Genomic DNA, 16622 nt, shown 5'->3' on the forward strand with positions numbered 1-16622 from the left:
TCAGATGTCCAGGAAGCGGACGTCGGCGGCGTTGCGCTGGATGAAGGAGCGGCGCTGCTCGACGTCGTCCCCCATGAGGATGGAGAAGGTTTCGTCGGCGTCGGCGGCCTCGTCCAGGGTGACCTGCTTGAGGATCCGGTTGGCCGGGTCCATGGTGGTCTCCCACAGCTCGTGGTCGTTCATCTCGCCCAGGCCCTTGTAGCGCTGGATCCCGCCCTCCTTGGGCAGGCGGCGGCCCGCCTCGGCGCCGGCCTTGAGCAGCTGGTCGCGTTCGGCGTCGGAGTAGGCGAACTCGTGCTCGGTGCCGACCCACTTGAGCCGGTACAGGGGCGGCATGGCGATGTAGGTGTGGCCCTGCTCGATCAGGGGGCGCATGTAGCGGAACAACAGGGTCAGCAGCAGGGTGGCGATGTGCTGACCGTCGACGTCGGCGTCCGCCATGATGACGATCTTGCCGTAGCGCAGCTTGGAGATGTCGAAGTCCTCGCCGATGCCGGTGCCGAAGGCGGTGATCAGGGAGCGAATCGTGTCCGAGGACAGGGCCCTATCCAGGCGGGCCTTCTCCACGTTAAGGATCTTGCCGCGGATCGGCATGATGGCCTGGTGCTCGGGGTCGCGCCCGCCGACGGCGGAGCCGCCGGCCGAGTCGCCCTCGACGATGAAGATCTCGCACTCCTCGGCGTTGCGGGAGGAGCAGTCGCGCAGCTTGCCGGGCATGGAGGCGGACTCCAGCACGCCCTTGCGGCGGGTGGCCTCGCGGGCCTTGCGGGCGGCCATGCGGGCGGCGGCCGCCTGGGAGGCCTTGGTCAGCACCGCCTTGGCGTCGGCGGGGTGGGAGTCCAACCAGTCGCCGAGCCGGGCGTAGACGGTCTGCTGCACGAAGGTGCGGGCCTCGGTGTTGCCGAGCTTGGTCTTGGTCTGGCCCTCGAACTGCGGGTCGGTGAGCTTGACGGAGATGACGGCCGTCAGGCCCTCACGGATGTCTTCACCGGTGAGGTTGTCGTCCTTGTCCTTGATCAGGCCCTTCTCGCGCCCGTACTTGTTGACCAGGGTGGTCAGTGCGGTGCGGAAGCCCTCCTCGTGGGTGCCGCCCTCGGTGGTGTTGATGGTATTGGCGTAGGTGTGGACGGACTCGGAGTAGGCGGCGGTCCACTGCATGGCGATCTCCAGGCTGATGGCACGCCCGTCGCCGAGGTCCTGCTCGGCCTCGAAGTCGATGATCTCGGGGTGGATCAGCTCGACCTTCTTGGAGCGGTTCAGGAAGGCCACGTAGTCGCGCAGACCGTGCTCGTAGCAGTAGGTGACGGACCGGTGCCCCTTGACCGGGTCGTCGGCGGTGCCCAGTTCGTCGCCGGTGATCTCATCCCCGGAGTCGGTCACGCCCTCGCGCTCGTCGGTCAGGGTGATGCGCAGGCCCTTGTTCAGGAAGGCCATCTGCTGGAAGCGACGGCGCAGGGTCTCGTAGTCGAAGACGGTGGTCTCGAAGATGGCCGGGTCCGGGTAGAAGGTCTGGGTGGTGCCGGTGACGTCGGTGGCCTCGCCGCGCTCCAACGGGGTCAGTGGACGGCCGCCGTCGCCGAAGCTCATGCGCCACACGTAGCCCTGGCGGCGCACCTCGGTGTCCACGCGGGTGGACAGGGCATTGACCACGGAGATGCCCACCCCGTGCAGACCACCGGACACGGCGTAGCCGCCGCCGCCGAACTTGCCGCCGGCGTGCAGGATGGTCATGACCACCTCGACGGTGGGCTTGTGCTCGGTGGGGTGCTCGTCGACGGGGATGCCGCGGCCGTTGTCGACCACGCGCAGACCGCCGTCCGCCTGGATCGTGACCTCGATGTGGTCGCAGTAGCCGGCCAGCGCCTCATCCACGGCGTTGTCCACCACCTCGTAGACCAGGTGGTGCAGGCCGCGCTCACCGGTGGAGCCGATGTACATGCCGGGGCGCTTGCGGACCGCCTCCAGGCCCTCCAGGACGGTGATGTCGCCGGCGTCGTAGCCGTGCTCGGTGCGGGTTGTCGCGCCGGTGTCGGCCTCCGGGGCGGGCGCGGCGGTAGGCTCGACGCTGCCGGCATTGCTGCTTGTGGTCACAGGCTGATCCAGGTCAGACACGTATCAGTTGCTCCTCGTCATGTGCGCCGGGCTGACTCCCATGCGGGCACCCAGGCGCCGGAATTCGGGCTTGGGACCCGGCGCGTGTAGGTGGGTACCTGGTGCATGGCCTTGGGCGCACCATGGGCATTTCCGCGCCGATTCTACCGTGTTCGACTCCGGTTTCGGGCGTCATGGCGCCAATCGCGACGTGGGCAACGTCACCCGGTAGATCACCCGTAGGTATCGCGTGGGCCGCGGCCGCCGCGGGCGGCACCGAAGCGACCGTGCCGCCAGGTGGGGCCGGCCGGGCCCAGGATGCGAATTTCGACGGCGCCGCCGTCCCGGCCCAGGGCCTGCTCCACCTGGCGTTCGATGCCGGGCAGCAGTAGCCGCAGCTGCTGCGCCCAGGCGCTGGAGGAGGCGCGCAGGGTCAGGCGGCCGGGTTCGAAACGCTCGATGACGGCGTGCTCGGCGATCTGTTCGCCGACGATCTCCCGCCAGCGCACCGCCACCGACGCCATGGCCAGTTTGGAGGCCCAGCCGTGCCGCTCGGCGTAGCGGCGCAGGTCTTGTTTGCCGGTGCGCGGGTCGAAGCGGGTGGGACCGGGCCGGTCGCGGCCGGGCGGCAGTCCGGGGCCACGGTCCATATCGGCACTGTCGGCGCCGCCCGCCTCGGCGTCCCGGCCCGGGCGCCGACGGCGCTGGTCCCAGGCGGCCACGCCGTCGGCGTCCGCCGCCTGCCGGGACAGCCGGCTGCGGGTCTGCCCGGCCTCCCAGGCGCGGCCGCGCTCACGGGCCAGGGCGCGGGCGGCGAGTGCGTCGGCCGGATCGGCGTCGTCCGGGGATGCCGGGGTGCGGGGTTCGGTCACGGTTGCACCTGCGAGCCGGATTCGGTGCGGGTGACGTGGAAGCGTCTTCCCGCCAGGGCCGCGGGCACGTCGTCGTCGACGGCGGCCGTGAGCAGCACCTGCTGGGCGTCGGCGGCGATCCCGGCCAGGGCGCGACGGCGGGCGTCGTCCAGGGAGGCGAAGACGTCGTCGAGGATGAGCACGGGCTCGCCGTCGCCGGCGTAGGCGTCCACGTCGTGGCGCAGCATCTCGTAGGAGGCCAGACGCAGCGCCAGGGCCAGCGACCACTGCTCCCCGTGGGAGGCGAAGCCCTTGGCGGGCAGAGCGTCAAGGAACAGTTCCAATTCGTCGCGGTGGGCGCCCACCAGGTTGGCGCCCCGGTCGATCTCGCGGGCATGCAGCTCACCCATGGCCGCCTCCAGCCGGGCGGCGGTGGCCGGCACGTCGCGCAACGGTTCTTCGGCGGCCAGGACGGCGGCCGCATCGGCCGGGTCCGGCTCGTCGGCGCCCTCGTGGGCCAGCAGGCTGGCGCGGTAGGCGATACGGGCGTCGGTGCGGCCCTCGCTGACCCGGCCGTAACAGTCGGCCACCCAGGGGCGCAGCCGCTGCACGACGTCGATGCGAGCGGCGATCAGGCGGGCGGCCGCCGCGGCCAGTTGGGCGTCCCAGACCTCCAGGGTGGAGAGCATGGAGGCGGTTGAGGCGCGGGCGGCCCGGGCCGACTTCAGCAGGCTGGCGCGCTGGGCGAGGATCTTGTCGTGCTCGGCACGCACGCCCGCGAGCGTGGGTCGCAGGGTGACGGCGAGGTCGTCCAGGAAGCGGCGGCGCACGCTCGGTTGCTCACGCACCAGGGCCAGGTCCTCCGGGGCGAAGACGACGGTGCGCAGGATCCCCAGCAGGTCGCGGGGGCGGGCGTTGGCGCGGTTAAGCCGGGCCCGGTTGGCGCGCCCGGCGATCAGCTCCAGCTCCAGGACGCTGGGCCGTTCGCCGTGGACCACCTTGGCGCGGATGACGGCGCCGGCGGGTTGGGGGGTGCCGGGTGCGGTGCGGCGTACCAGGGCCGCGTCGGTGCCGGCGCGGTGACTGGACAGGGTGGACAGGTAGGCGATCGCCTCCACCAGGTTGGTCTTGCCCTGTCCGTTGGGTCCGATGAACGCCGTCGGCCCGGGCTCGAGGGTGAGGACGAGCTGGTGGAAGGAGCGGAAGTCGTCCAGGGCCAGGTCAGAGACGTACATTCCGTCTCACCTCCCGTGGACGAGTCACGCTTGGGACCGTGTGACCACCGATTCCTCGCACCGTCACCCCGCACAGGCGGATGGTGCGGCTGAGAGCCGGAAGCATTTGGGCCGGGGCCGTCCTCAGGCACCGAAGCGGATCGGCATGATCAGGTAGCGGAAGGAGGTGTCCTCCTCGCCGTCGATGGCGCTCATGCCGGTCAGCACCGCGGGCTTGGACGGGTGGGTGAAGTCGAAGCGCACGTACGGCTGGGTGATGGCCCCCAGGCCATCGAGCAGGTACGCGGGGTTGAAGGCGGTGGCGATGTCCTCGCCGTCCAGGTGGGCGACCAGCTGCTCGGATGCCTGCGCGTCGTCACCCTGCCCGGCGTCGAGGGCCAGGTTCCCGGCGGTGAAGGACATGTGGATCGGGGCGGCCCGGTCCGCCACCAGGCTGACGCGGCGCACGGCGCTCATGAGTTCTTCGCGGCCGACGGTGGCGTGAATGGTGGTGGTCTCGGGGAACAGGCGCAGCACCGGCGGGTAGTCGCCGTCGGTCAGCAGGCTGGTGGTGCGGCGGCCGCCGGCCTCGAAGCCGATCAGGCTGGAGCCGGCCGAGTCGGCTTCGGTCAGCGCGATGGTCACGTCGCCGGTAGAGGTCAGGGACTTGGCGACGTCGGACAGGGTGCGGGCCTTGAGCAGCGCCTGCGTGGCCATCTGCGGGTCCTGCGGCTGCCAGGTCATTTCGCGCACGGCCAGGCGGTAGCGGTCGGTGGCCATGAGGGTCAGGGAGGGGCCGTCGACCTCCATCTGCACGCTGGTCAGCAGCGGCAGGGTCTCGTCGCGAGAGGCGGCGACGGACACCTGGGAGACGGCCTGGGCCAGGTCGTGGGCGTCGACGGTTCCAGCCACGCCGGGCATCTGCGGCAGCGCCGGGTAGTCGTCGGCGGCCATGGCCGCGAGTGCGAAGTGGGAGGCGCCGCAAGTGACGGTGACCTTGGTGCCCTCCACCTCCAGGTCAACGGGCTTGGCGGGCAGAGACTTGGCGATGTCCGCCAGCAGTCGCCCGGAGACCAGGACGACGCCCTCCTCCTCGACGTCGGCGGGAATCTCGCAGTGCGCGGAGACCTCGTAGTCGAAGGAGGCCAGGATCAGGGAGGTGGTGGTGGCCTCGAGGCGGACGCCGGCCAGCACGGGCACCGGGGGACGCGCCGGCACGGAGCGTGCGGTCCAGGTGACGGCGTCGGCGAGGACGTCGCGGTCGACCCTGAGCTTCATTTAGTGCCTCCTCGGCGGCCGGGCGCTCCCGGCATAAACGTGGTGTGTGCGGTTTTTCGCTGAGTGTAGACGCATCAGCCCCGTTGACGCACCGCGCGCCCGGAGCCCGTGGTCGGCGCCGGTTCACACGGAGTGTGGGCGTGGGCGGCTCGGCAGGGAATTGAGGTGCAAGTGCGGGCCGGAGTCGATGCGCGGTGAATGACAAGTCTGGTAGGGGTTGTAGGTGGTGTGGATGCTGGGGATAACCGGTGTTTGCGGCGTCGGGGTGCGGCGCGCGGATGTGGAATTACAAATTCGTGGTTCCGTGGACGCGCGACCGCGGCGGTGGATTGTGTAGTTCCTCCGCGTCGGCGTCCCCAGACGCGGTCCAGGCAGTCCACACGCCGCACCCGCGTTGTCCACCGCCGTTCCGCAGCACCGTCCACACCCCCTGACCCCTTCTAATACGAGCTCTAGTGCGAGCTTTTGCACCCTGGTACGCGGCTACGGCGTGCGCAGCAGGGTGCAATAGCTCGCAACAGGGCACGAACTCGTGTGTCAGACCGCCCCCGCGGCTGTAAGGCCGTGGGGAGGTGTCGGCGCGTCAGCCGGCGGAGGACTGGGCGGCCTGCTTGATGCGGGCGGTCAGCTCGGCGACGTGGTTATAGGTCTCGCGGCGCTCGGGCATCTGGGTGCGGATCTTCTTGTCCGCGCTCATCACCGTGGTGTGGTCGCGGCCGCCGAACTCGCGGCCGATCTGCGGCAGGGACATGTCGGTCAGCTCCCGGCACAGGTACATGCCGATGTGGCGGGCGTGGACGATGGTGCGCGACCGGTTGGCCGAGCACAGGTCGTCGATGCTGATGCCGAAGTAGTCGGCCGTCTGCGCCATGATCAGCGCGGAGGTGATCTCCTCGCTGGCCGGGTCGGTGATGATGTCCTTGAGCACCAGCTCCGCCAGGGTGCGATCTACGGGCTGCTTGGTCAACGACGCGAAGGCGGTCACCCGGATGAGGGCGCCCTCGAGCTCACGGATGTTGGTGGTGACCCGGCTGGCGATGTACTCCAGCACGTCCGCCGGCAGATCGAGTCCCTCGGCGCTGGCCTTGCGGGACAGGATCGCGGTGCGGGTCTCGAAGTCCGGCGGCTGCACGTCGGCCAGCAGGCCCCACTCGAAGCGGGAGCGCAGTCGCTCCTCGAAGCCGCCCAGGGCCTTGGGCGGCTGGTCGGAGGTGAGCACCACCTGCTTGTTGGCGGTGTGCAGAGCGTTGAAGGTGTGGAAGAACTCCTCCAGCGTCTGCTCCTTGCCCTGGAGGAATTGGATGTCGTCAACCAGGAGGATGTCCACCTCCCGGTAGCGGCGCTTGAAGGCGTCCATGCGACCGTCGGCCACCGAGGCGATGAAGTCGGAGACGAACTCCTCGCTGGAGACGTACTTGACCCGGATGGAGGGGTACAGACGGCGGGCGTAGTGGCCGATGGCGTGCAGCAGGTGGGTCTTGCCCAAGCCGGAACCGCCGTAGATGAACAGGGGGTTGTAAGCCTTGGCGGGTGCCTCGGCGACCGCGATGGCGGAGGCGTGGGGCAGTCGGTTGGAGGAGCCGGTGACGTAGGTGTCGAAGGTGTACTTCGGGTTCAGGTCCGAGTCGGCGTTAGGCGGCTCCGCCGTCGGGGAGGGTGGACCGCTCATGTAGCCGGGGACGGTTGCCGGTGCGGCTGCGGGTGGGGTTGAGGAGGTCACGGCCGGGGTGGGTGCATCGGGCAAGGGCTCGACGGCGGGGCCGGTCAGGTGGGTGGTGGGCGCCTCGGGCCGATTGGCGAGCACGGGCGCGGAGGACTCCAGCGAGGTGTCGACGATCACCTCGAAGGGGACGTCGTAGCCGGCGGCCCGGCGCAACGCCTGGGTGATCAACTCCCGGGAGCCGTCGACGACGCCCCGGGCGAACCCGGAACCGACGATGAGTACGAGCGTGCCGTCGACGTCGACGGCACGGGTCGTGCGAATGATGGATAACTTGCCCTGGCCGAGCTCGGCCGAGGAGGCAAGTATTTCGAGGGCCGAGCGCCATTGTGCTGTCGCTTCGTCGGCCACGGCTGACTCCTGACTGACTGTTTGGAAACTGGTCGATGGTTGAGGATGGGTGTTTCGATGATTGCCCGGTCGGCTGGAAGCCGGCTGGGCGGATGCGCTAGTGGAACCGTAGTCGATCCCGAACGCATGTCGGTCGGCCGTGCGTTGCACACGCCCGGACGCGCCGCCCGCTGCACAGGCAGTTGCACACAGGTTTGTCCACAGTTGGGGATGAGTATGGCACCCCGGCGCGGGTGTCGCCGGGCCCTAAGGCATGCCCCGCGACGTCGGGGACGGGTGGGGTTGCGTTGCATCGGACTCGGCCGGCACCGGCGTCGAATGTGCACAGGCGCGGGTGCCGGTAGTTCACAGGCTTGGGAAAAGCTGCCGACGGCTGGACATCGGACGTACGTCAAGGTCAGTGGACGGCTCGGCACCGCGGGTGGGTGGGGCCGGGTGGTCGGCAGGTAGGGGTTCGGCTGCTCGCCCTGTGTACGCCCAGGGTGAGCGTGGGTCGGGCGTGTTCGGGTTCTCATCACATTGCGGCCGTAATCGTTTGACCGCGGGGAAAGCCTGCCCCTATGGTGGTGCGGACGTTCGTGTGGAGTCACGTCCCGGACCATGGGGCAGCCAACACGAGCGACCGTGCCGCGACTGGCGATGCACGGTTCCGATCATCGCACCAGGAGAACACCCGTGAGCAAGCGGACCTTCCAGCCCAACAACCGTCACCGCGCCAAGGTGCACGGCTTCCGTAAGCGCATGCGCACCCGCGCCGGCCGCGCCGTTCTGGCCTCGCGCCGCCGCAAGGGCCGCGCCCGTCTCGCGGCCTGAGGTGCTTCCGGCGGCGCACCGGATGCTGCGGTCGGAGGACTTCTCCGCCGCAGTGAGGTCCGGTGCGCGCAGCGGCAGTCGCCGACTGGTGGTGCACTACTGCGCCGGACCGAATTACGGCCCCGACTCTCGTCCTGAAGCGGACGCGGCCGGGGCCGTAGACGCGCTACCGCAGGCCCGCGTCGGCGTCGTCGTCTCTAAGAAGCAGGTTGCCCGCGCCACCCACCGCAACCGGATCAAGCGGCGTGTGCGCGCACTGATGCGCGCGCGCCTGGACACGTTGGAGCCGGGTGCGCGTGTGGTCGTGCGTGGCCTGGCCGGTGCCGACGGCGCCACCAGCGAACAGCTGGCCGCCGACCTGGACCGCTTGCTCGCCCGCAGCCGCCACCTCGCACACACCGGACGGCGTCGATGACCTCCTCACCACAAGCTCCTCTCCCCTCCGCCGCGGCCCGCGCGGCCCTGGCCCTGATGGGCCTGTATCAGCGCTGGATCTCCCCGGCTCTGCCGCGCCGCTGCCGCTACTACCCCACCTGCTCCGCCTACGCCGTCGAGGCGATCAAGGTGCACGGTGCGCTCAAGGGCACAGTGTTGGCCGCCTGGCGGCTACTGCGTTGCAACCCGCTCACGCGCGGGGGCGTCGACCACGTCCCCGACCCGGGGCGGTGGCGCTACCAACTGCCCCCCGACGTGCCGCGCTTTGCCGCCAACACACAGCACTGCCCGGATGGTCGGCCCGCTCGGGCGCCCCGCCCGACGCCGAAGGACGCGTGCTGCCAGCGGGTGCCACCGCCTAGCGCCGCCGCCCCCACCGCAAGTCCGCCGGCCCACCCCGCGCCGATAGCGCCCGGGCGGTCGGCAGCCCATCAGGCGCCGTCGGCGTCGTTAGCGTCGTAAATTCGTAAACAAGGAGTGCAATGGACACGATCCTGTGGCCCCTCAAGGTCGCGGTCGCCTGGGTCATGGTCACCATCCACCGATTCCTGGTCTTCATCGGATTCTCCGATGGGCCCGGCGTCGCCTGGGTGATCTCGATCGTCGGCCTGACCATTTTCGTGCGGCTGCTGATCATGCCGCTGTTCGTCAAGCAGATTCGCGCCTCCCGCGGCATGCAGCTCATGCAGCCCGAACTGCAGGCGTTGCAGGAGAACTACAAGGGCAAGAAGGACCCCGCCTCGCAGCAGCGCCAGCAGGAGGAGATGATGGCGCTGTACCGCAAGCACAACACCAACCCCTTCTCCTCCTGCCTGCCGATTCTGATCCAGATGCCGGTGTTCTTCGCGCTGTTCCGCGTGCTGGCCAACCTGGAGGCGGTCGCCACCGGCACCTACCCGGACCACGACTCCATCGGCCCGCTGACGGCCGCCCTGGCCGAGCAGGTGCAGGCCTCGACGCTGTTCGGTGCGCCGCTGTCGGCGTCCTTCATGAACTCCAGCGATGTCACGGTCAAGCTGGTGACCGTGGTGATGATCATCCTGATGAGCGTCACCCAGTGGTACACGATGGCGCAGCTGAGCATGAAGAACATGCCGGAGGCGACCAAGAACTCCGATAACCCGGCCATGCGCTCCCAGCGCATGATGATGACGATCATGCCGATCTTCTTCGCCTTCACCGGCGTGCAGTTCCAGATCGGCGTGCTGGTGTACTGGGTGACCACGAACCTGTGGACCATGGGGCAGCAGTTCTTCACCATCCGCAAGATGCCGGCACCGGGATCCGAGGCCGAGAAGAAGATGCGGGCGCGCGAGAACGCCCGCCGCGCCCGCAAGGGACTGCCCTCGCTGGAGGAGGAGGAACGCGCCAAGGCCGAGGCCGAGGGCACCATCCGCACCGGGCAGCGGGCCCAGCCCGTCCGCAAGGACCGGCAGAAGAAGCGCCCGCAGAACGCCTCGACCGCGGCGAACCTGGACAAGACCGCGCCCGAGGACACCGAGTCGGACATCAACGACGCCGACCAGCGCACCAACGCCGTCGGCCTCACCCAGGAGGAGATCGCCCGGCGCCGCTACGAGCGGCGTGCTCGGGCCCGCAAGCAGGCGGCCGCCAAGCGCAAGGGTCAGGCCGGCAAGAACAAGAAGAACAACAAGCGCAAGCCCCGCTGAGTCCGGATCACCGGAGGCAGGGCACCCACGAGAGGCGAAGCAGACAGTCCCATGAGTGAGCACGCACAGCACCCCAAGCACCAGGCCAGCAGCGTCAAGGACCTCGAGGAGGAGGGCGAGATCGGCGCCGACTACCTGGAGGAGTTCCTCGACATCGTCGACCTCGGCGGCGACATCGACATCGACGTCGACCACGGCCGGGCCTCGGTGGCGATCATCGCCTCCGAGGCGGGCGACGAGCGCGAGTTGGCCGACCTGGTCGGCCGCGACGGCGAGGTCCTGGAGGCGATCCAGGAGCTTACCCGCCTGGCCGTCCAGGCGCGCACCGGCAATCGTTCCCGGCTGATGCTGGACATCAACGGCTACCGTGCGGCGCGCCGTGCCGAGCTGACCAAGGTTGCCGCCGAGGCGGTCAACAAGGTCAAGGCGACCGGCGAGCCGGTGGCGCTGGAGCCCATGAACCCCTTTGAGCGGAAGGTCTGCCACGACGTCGTCGCCGCGGCCGGCCTGTTCTCCGAGTCCGAGGGCACCGAGCCGCACCGGCACGTGGTGGTCATGCTCCCCGACGACGAGCCGGAGGACGTCGATGAGGTCGACGGCTCGGATGAGGTGGAACAGAGCGCGCCGGATGCGGGCGCCGCCGACGAGCCGACCGCCGACGAGCAGGCCTGAGCCGATGACGACGCCCGACCCCGCCGCCCCGCAGTCCGACGAGCCGGTGGTGGTGGAGCAGCCGACCGCGGAGATGCGGGCGATGTTCGGCCCCGCCTTCAGCGCGGCCGAACACTTCGCCCTCATGCTCGCCGAGGAGGGTGAGCTGCGCGGGCTGGTGGGGCCGCGCGAGCTGCCGCGCCTGTGGACCAGGCACATCGTCAACTCCGCCGCCGTGGTCCCGTTCCTGCCCGACCATGGCAGGGTGGCGGACATCGGTTCCGGCGCCGGCTTTCCCGGCATCGTCGTCGCCCTGCTGCGGCCGGACCTCGATGTGGTGCTGGTGGAGTCCATGGAGCGGCGTACTCAGTGGCTCGACGACGTCGTCGCGCAGCTCGACCTGGACAATGTCACCGTCCAGCGCGCGCGGGCGGAGGAGTTGCGCGCCAAGTACGACGCCGTCACCGCACGCGCAGTGGCGAACCTCTCAAAGTTGGTAAGGCTGACCTCACCTCTGCTGCGGCCGGGCGCCAGCCTGCTTGCACTCAAGGGCGCGCGGGCGGAGGCCGAGGTGGCGGACGCCAAGTATGTGATCAAGCGGGCACGTCTCGAGCCGGCCGTCATCCACGAGGTGGTCACCCCCGGCGAGGAGGTCACCAAGGTCGTTGAGGTTCGACGGCCCGCCTCGCGCTGACCGATCGGCGGCGGCCGCTCACGTAGACTGAAGCGCCGAAAGGCGTACGCCAACCGGACGCCGTAGGAGAAGCAGATTGTCAGGATCGTCCATCTTCGATCAGCTCCGCGCTGACCGCTCAGCCCTGGATGAAGTCGCCGAGGGCGGATTCCCCCGGCCCGAGCACACCCGCATCATCGCCGTCGCCAACCAGAAGGGCGGCGTGGGCAAGACCTCCACCGTGGTCAATGTTGCGGCCGCACTGGCCGAGGCCGGGCTGCAGGTGCTGGTGGTGGACGCAGACTCGCAGGGCAACGCCTCGACGGCGCTCGGGGTCGAGCACGACGAGGATCAGGCCTCGATCTACGACGTGCTGGTGGAGGGCGCCCGCATCCAGGACGTGGCGGTGCGCACCCGCTTCGCCGAGACCCTGTGGTGCGTGCCCTCGACGCTCGACGTCGCCGCAGTGGAGATCGAGTTGATCAACTCTTCGCAGCGTGAATCACGCATGCGGCTGGCGCTGGAGGAGTTCCTGCGGGACCGTGAGGCGCAGGGGCTGCCTCGCATGGATTACGTACTCATCGACTGCCCGCCCAGCCTCGGCATCATGACGATCAACGCCTTCGTGGCCGCCGGGGAGGTGCTCATCCCCATGCAGGCCGAGTACTACGCACTCGAGGGATTGGCGCTGCTGACGCGCTCGGTGGATCGCATCGCCCAGATTCACAACCCTGACCTGAGCGTCTCCATGATCGCCCTGACCATGTTTGACGCGCGCACCACCTTGGCCAAGGAGGTGGAGGCGGAAGTACGCACCTACTTCCCGGCGGCCACGCTCACAACTCGCATACCCCGTTCCGTGCGCGTGGCGGAGGCGCCATCCTTCGGTTCCCCGGTCGTATTCTGGGATCCCCGCTCGAGCGGCGCCGTCGCCTACAAGAAGCTCGCGATGGAGATCGCCGCGCGCGGTGTTGAGCAGGCTCGGCAGGACGAACCCACGGAGGCATGACGATGGCTCAGAAGAAGCGCGGCCTGGGACGCGGGCTGCAGGCACTCATTCCCGACGCCCAGGTGGAGAACCCCAGCCGCCGCCCCTCCGACGTCTTCTTCCCCGAAAGCCGCAGCGCCGATGCAGCCGTGGGGACCGAGCCCGAAACGGCGCGCCACGCGGATGACATCGCCGCCACCCTGCTCGCCCCCTCCAAGCGCTCCCGGCGGGGCGGGCGCGGCGCCGGATCACGTCTTCGGACGGCGGCAAGCCCTGGCGCGGCGGATAGTGCCCGGATCGCCGCCGCCGGCTCCCCGGGCACCGACCAGGGCCCGGCGGAATCGGCCGGTCTGACCGAGGCGGCCGCGGCGAGCACCGTCGATGTTTCACGTGAAACATCGGCCGCCGGCGCTGACACAGAGGCCGACGTCGAGCTGGTGCCCGTGCCGGGAGCGACCTTCGCCGAACTGCCGGTTGCAGCGATCGTGCCGAACCGGCGTCAGCCGCGGCAGGTCTTCGACGAGGACGACATTGCGGAGCTCGCCGACTCCATCAGGGAGGTCGGCCTGCTCCAGCCCATCGTGGTGCGCCGTGTGGACGCGCCAGTGGACGGCTCCGTCGGCTCCGAGAGCGCGGACGCGGCGGAGGACGCCGCCTACGAGCTGGTGATGGGTGAACGCCGCCTGCGCGCTGCGAAGGCGGCCGGGATGGAGACGATCCCGGCGGTGGTGCGTTACACCGCGGACGAGGAACTGCTGCGCGACGCGCTGCTGGAGAACCTGCACCGGGTGCAGCTGAACCCGCTCGAGGAGGCGGCCGCCTACCAGCAGCTGCTGGAGGACTTCGACTGCACCCAGGCGGAACTGTCCGAGAAGATCGCCCGGTCCCGCTCCCAGATCTCCAACACCCTGCGGCTGATGAAGCTGCCGCCGCTGGTGCAGCGGCGGGTGGCTGCGGAGGTGCTGTCCGCCGGCCATGCGCGCGCCCTGCTGGGCCTGCCCGACGCCGCCGCCATGGAGCGCGTGGCGCAGCGAGTGGTCGCCGAGGGGCTGTCGGTACGCGCCACGGAGGAGATCGTGGCCGTGTACGGAGAGCCGGCCGAGGCGCATCCCGGTGCGAAGACGGTGGGGCACTCGCGCAACACCCCCCTGCCGGCCCTGTCCACGCGCCTTTCCGATGCCTTCGACACGCGCGTCAAGGTCACCCGGGGCGCCAAGAAGGGCCGCATCACCATCGAGTTCGCCGGGGATGAGGATCTGGCGCGGATCGTGGAGGCGCTGGCGCCGGGAACCTCGCTGGACGAGGGCTGACAAAATCGCTCATCCAGCCACGGGACTCAAGGGCCTTGAGACGACTCGTGCGCGTGAGTCGAATCGGACCGAGTCGGCTGCGCCATGGAGATGCGCGTCGGCGGGATCGAATGAGCTGATGGCGTGCGGTGCCCGGCCCGGACCGGAAGCGGTTATCAGATGAAGGCGAGAGGGCCGCGATGTTTCACGTGAAACATCGCGGCCCTCTCGGCTCGAGGATGCCGGTCGGTCAGGGGCGCACCGCCGGATGGCGCACGATCTCGTCGTACAGCTTCGGCAGGTCGCCGGCGGCCTGCGCGGCCATCGGGAACAAGGAGACCTCGGTCATGCCGGGGATGACGTTGGCGTCGATGAACCAGGGCTGGCCCTCGGCGTCGACGATCAGATCGGTGCGCGAGAGGTTGCCGAGTCCGAGCGCGCGGTGCACGGTTACGGCCATCTCCTGGGCGCGCGCCTGCACCGAATCGTCGACGCGGGCCGGGACGAAGTACTCCGAGCGGCCGGGGTTGTAGCGGGCGTCGAAGTCGTAGCGGCCCTGGGAGACGACCTCGACCGCGGGCAGTGCGCGCGGGCCTTCGCCCGTGTCCACCACGGACACCGCGAGCTCGGTGCCTTCGACGTACTTCTCGATCAGCGCACGCTCGTCGTAGGCGAAGCAGGAGACCATCGCGGTGCGCAGTTCGTCGGCGTTCTCGGCGTAGGAGACGCCGAGCCCGGAGCCGCCCTGGTTGGGCTTGACCACCACGGGCAGGCCCAGATGACCGGCGACGACGCCGAGCACCTCCTGCGCGCCCAGCTGGCTGAAGTAGGCCTTGGGCAGCGTCACCGAGTCCGGTGTGAGGACGCCGGCGGCGCGCACGGACGCCTTGGCGGTCGGCTTGAAGGATGCGCGCTGGCAGCCGTCGGAGTGCGTGCCCACATACGGCAGGTCGAGGGCGATCAACACGTTCTGCAGCCCGCCGTCCTCGCCGTGACCGCCGTGCACCAGCGGCCACACGACGTCGGGGCTGAACGCCTTCAGAGAGGCGATGGTGCGCGCGTCCACGTCCATGACCAGCACGTTGTGGCCCAGGTGCTTCAGGACGCTGGCGACGCGGTGCCCGGAGCGCAGCGACACGTCGCGTTCGTGGCTGAGGCCGCCTGCAAGTACGGCTATGCGCAGCGGCGCGTCGGGGTTGGTTTCGGCGGTGTCGGACATGGACGGCTCCTCGTTGTTCAAGGTCGATTCAATGTAGGTGCGTCGGTGCGGGTTATGGGTCAGACCTGGTCCGGTGAGGGCGCGGAGACGCCGCCCGAAGGCCGCTGGCAGGCGGGTCCGAACAGGTTGACCAGTTCCAGGTCGTGTGCGACGACTTCGGACAGGCGCCGCACTCCCTCGCGGATGTCGACGGGCTCCGGATAGCAGAAGGACAGACGCATGTGGTCGCGGCCTGCGCGGCCGCCCGCGTAGAAGGCGGTGCCGGAGACGTAGGCGACGAGGTTGGTGACGGCCCGCGGCAGCATCTCCTTGGCGTCGAGGCCATCGGGCAGCCCGACCCAGACGTAGAAGCCGCCCTCGGGCACGTTCCACGTGCACATGGGCATGAACTCGGAAAGAGCGTCCACCATGGCGTCGCGGCGCCTGCGGTACATGGTGCGGAAGTCTTGGATCTGACCGCGCCAGTCGAAGTTGTCCAGGTAGTTGGAGATCGAGAACTGGCCCACCGAGCTCGGACACAGGATGGCGGCCTCGGAAGCCAGCTTCATCTTCTCCCGCACCGCCGGCGGCGCCACGGCCCACCCGACGCGGTAACCGGGTGCGAAGATCTTTGAGAAGGATCCGAGGTAGACGACGTCGTCGGGCGCCAGGGTCTTCAGCGCGGTGTGCGTGCGGCCCTGGAAGTCGAGCAGGCCGTAGGGGTTGTCCTCGATGATGAGGATGTGGTGGCGGCGGCAGATCTCGATGACCTGCGGGCGCCGCTCCTCCGAGAGGCTGACGCCGGCCGGGTTGTGGAAGTTGGGCAGGCAGTAGAAGAACTTGACGTTCCGGCCCTGCCGCTCCAGGTCGGTAATGGTTTGCTCGAGCGCTTCGGGAATGACGCCGTCGGCGTCTATGGGCGCCTGTTGGACGTCGGCCTGGTAGGTGGAGAAGATGGACAATGAGCCCACGTATGTGGGCGCCTCGGTGAGGATCACGTCGCCGGGGTCGATGAACAGCTCGGTGACGATGTCCACCGCCTGCTGGGAGCCGGTGGTGATGACGACGTCCTCGGGGTCGGCGTCGATCCCCTCCAGCGCCATGACTTCGGGGATCTGCTCGCGCAGTCGCGGCAGTCCCTGTCCGTTGCCGTACTGGAGCGCGCGACCGCCGTTCTTGCGGATCATGCGGGCCGTCGCCTCGGCCAACTCGTCGAGCGGTAGGTCCTTCAGGTTGGGCATGCCGCCGGCGAGGGAGACGACTTCGGGCCGGGAGGCGACGGCGAACAGGGAGCGAGTCTCGGACTCGCGGAGGCCGTACGCTCGCGTGGCGTAGGAGTCGAGCCAGGGGTCCAGCCGGTTGCCTCGTTGTGGGTTCGTCTCGTTCACGTGGTAATCCCT

General features: G+C 69.5%; 14 protein-coding genes and 1 pseudogene. 8 read left to right on the plus strand and 7 right to left on the minus strand.

The features are described 5' to 3' along the window. From gyrB to dnaA, 5 genes are all read right to left on the minus strand, one after another. Window positions 1–2112 carry a DNA topoisomerase (ATP-hydrolyzing) subunit B gene (gyrB, locus tag BN1056_RS10055; RefSeq protein ID WP_210580862.1) on the minus strand — a complete coding sequence of 704 codons (2112 nt, stop codon included), beginning with the start codon at window positions 2110–2112 and terminating at the stop codon, window positions 1–3. Between the two features lie 212 nt (window positions 2113–2324). Beyond that, window positions 2325–2963 carry a DciA family protein gene (locus BN1056_RS10060; protein ID WP_210580864.1) on the minus strand — a complete coding sequence of 213 codons (639 nt, stop codon included), beginning with the start codon at window positions 2961–2963 and terminating at the stop codon, window positions 2325–2327. Continuing rightward, on the minus strand, window positions 2960–4177 hold the full coding sequence (gene recF, locus BN1056_RS10065) for a DNA replication/repair protein RecF (protein ID WP_210580866.1): 1218 nt from the start codon (window positions 4175–4177) through the stop codon (window positions 2960–2962). The genes BN1056_RS10060 and recF overlap by 4 nt, the downstream gene beginning before the upstream one ends. Before the next feature lie 123 nt (window positions 4178–4300). Further along, window positions 4301–5434 carry a DNA polymerase III subunit beta gene (gene dnaN, locus BN1056_RS10070; protein ID WP_210580868.1) on the minus strand — a complete coding sequence of 378 codons (1134 nt, stop codon included), beginning with the start codon at window positions 5432–5434 and terminating at the stop codon, window positions 4301–4303. Window positions 5435–6017: 583 nt separating this feature from the next. Next, window positions 6018–7505 carry a chromosomal replication initiator protein DnaA gene (dnaA, locus tag BN1056_RS10075; RefSeq protein ID WP_210580870.1) on the minus strand — a complete coding sequence of 496 codons (1488 nt, stop codon included), beginning with the start codon at window positions 7503–7505 and terminating at the stop codon, window positions 6018–6020. Window positions 7506–8180: 675 nt separating this feature from the next. Here dnaA and rpmH point away from each other — a divergent pair. From rpmH to BN1056_RS10115, 8 genes and pseudogenes are all read left to right on the plus strand, one after another. Beyond that, window positions 8181–8318, plus strand: a complete 138-nt coding sequence (gene rpmH / locus BN1056_RS10080) for a 50S ribosomal protein L34 (RefSeq protein WP_073333441.1) — start codon at window positions 8181–8183, stop codon at window positions 8316–8318. A gap of 22 nt (window positions 8319–8340) precedes the next feature. Beyond that, on the plus strand, window positions 8341–8733 hold the full coding sequence (gene rnpA / locus BN1056_RS10085; RefSeq protein ID WP_244671644.1) for a ribonuclease P protein component: 393 nt from the start codon (window positions 8341–8343) through the stop codon (window positions 8731–8733). Then, a pseudogene (gene yidD / locus BN1056_RS14790) lies at window positions 8730–9020 on the plus strand (membrane protein insertion efficiency factor YidD); the annotation flags it as partial. The gene rnpA and the pseudogene yidD, both read left to right, overlap by 4 nt. Window positions 9021–9235: 215 nt before the next feature. Continuing rightward, window positions 9236–10423 carry a membrane protein insertase YidC gene (yidC, locus tag BN1056_RS10095; RefSeq protein ID WP_210580876.1) on the plus strand — a complete coding sequence of 396 codons (1188 nt, stop codon included), beginning with the start codon at window positions 9236–9238 and terminating at the stop codon, window positions 10421–10423. Window positions 10424–10474: 51 nt separating this feature from the next. Beyond that, on the plus strand, window positions 10475–11095 hold the full coding sequence (locus BN1056_RS10100) for a Jag family protein (protein ID WP_210580878.1): 621 nt from the start codon (window positions 10475–10477) through the stop codon (window positions 11093–11095). A gap of 4 nt (window positions 11096–11099) precedes the next feature. Then, a complete protein-coding gene (rsmG, locus tag BN1056_RS10105) occupies window positions 11100–11768 on the plus strand; it encodes a 16S rRNA (guanine(527)-N(7))-methyltransferase RsmG (protein WP_210580880.1) in 669 nt (222 codons plus the stop codon). 76 nt (window positions 11769–11844) lie between these two features. After that, window positions 11845–12756: a ParA family protein gene (locus tag BN1056_RS10110; RefSeq protein WP_210580882.1), complete on the plus strand. Its 912-nt coding sequence runs from the start codon at window positions 11845–11847 to the stop codon at window positions 12754–12756. 2 nt (window positions 12757–12758) lie between these two features. Beyond that, entirely contained in the window at window positions 12759–14045 is a 1287-nt protein-coding gene (locus tag BN1056_RS10115) for a ParB/RepB/Spo0J family partition protein (RefSeq protein WP_210580884.1), read from the plus strand. Between the two features lie 229 nt (window positions 14046–14274). On the opposite strand, the gene BN1056_RS10120 is transcribed toward BN1056_RS10115, so the two are convergent. After that, the gene (locus BN1056_RS10120) at window positions 14275–15243 is read right to left on the minus strand and encodes a D-alanine--D-alanine ligase family protein (RefSeq protein WP_210580886.1); all 969 of its coding nucleotides are present in this window, start codon (window positions 15241–15243) and stop codon (window positions 14275–14277) included. A gap of 59 nt (window positions 15244–15302) precedes the next feature. Further along, window positions 15303–16610, minus strand: coding sequence for an aminotransferase-like domain-containing protein (locus BN1056_RS10125; protein WP_210580888.1), 1308 nt, complete (start codon window positions 16608–16610; stop codon window positions 15303–15305). Between the last annotated feature and the right edge of the window lie 12 nt (window positions 16611–16622).

Origin of the sequence: Actinomyces succiniciruminis, assembly GCF_900002405.1 — a bacterium.
Lineage (GTDB): Bacteria > Actinomycetota > Actinomycetes > Actinomycetales > Actinomycetaceae > Actinomyces > Actinomyces succiniciruminis.

Excerpts from the sequence above, each read along its gene's own strand:
- recF (WP_210580866.1), bottom strand. The coding sequence starts at position 4,177 with ATGTACGTCTCTGACCTGGCCCTGGACGACTTCCGCTCCTTCCACCAG.
- dnaN (WP_210580868.1), bottom strand. The coding sequence starts at position 5,434 with ATGAAGCTCAGGGTCGACCGCGACGTCCTCGCCGACGCCGTCACCTGG.
- rnpA (WP_244671644.1), top strand. The coding sequence starts at position 8,341 with ATGCTGCGGTCGGAGGACTTCTCCGCCGCAGTGAGGTCCGGTGCGCGC.
- yidC (WP_210580876.1), top strand. The coding sequence starts at position 9,236 with ATGGACACGATCCTGTGGCCCCTCAAGGTCGCGGTCGCCTGGGTCATG.
- BN1056_RS10100 (WP_210580878.1), top strand. The coding sequence starts at position 10,475 with ATGAGTGAGCACGCACAGCACCCCAAGCACCAGGCCAGCAGCGTCAAG.
- rsmG (WP_210580880.1), top strand. The coding sequence starts at position 11,100 with ATGACGACGCCCGACCCCGCCGCCCCGCAGTCCGACGAGCCGGTGGTG.
- BN1056_RS10115 (WP_210580884.1), top strand. The coding sequence starts at position 12,759 with ATGGCTCAGAAGAAGCGCGGCCTGGGACGCGGGCTGCAGGCACTCATT.
- BN1056_RS10120 (WP_210580886.1), bottom strand. The coding sequence starts at position 15,243 with ATGTCCGACACCGCCGAAACCAACCCCGACGCGCCGCTGCGCATAGCC.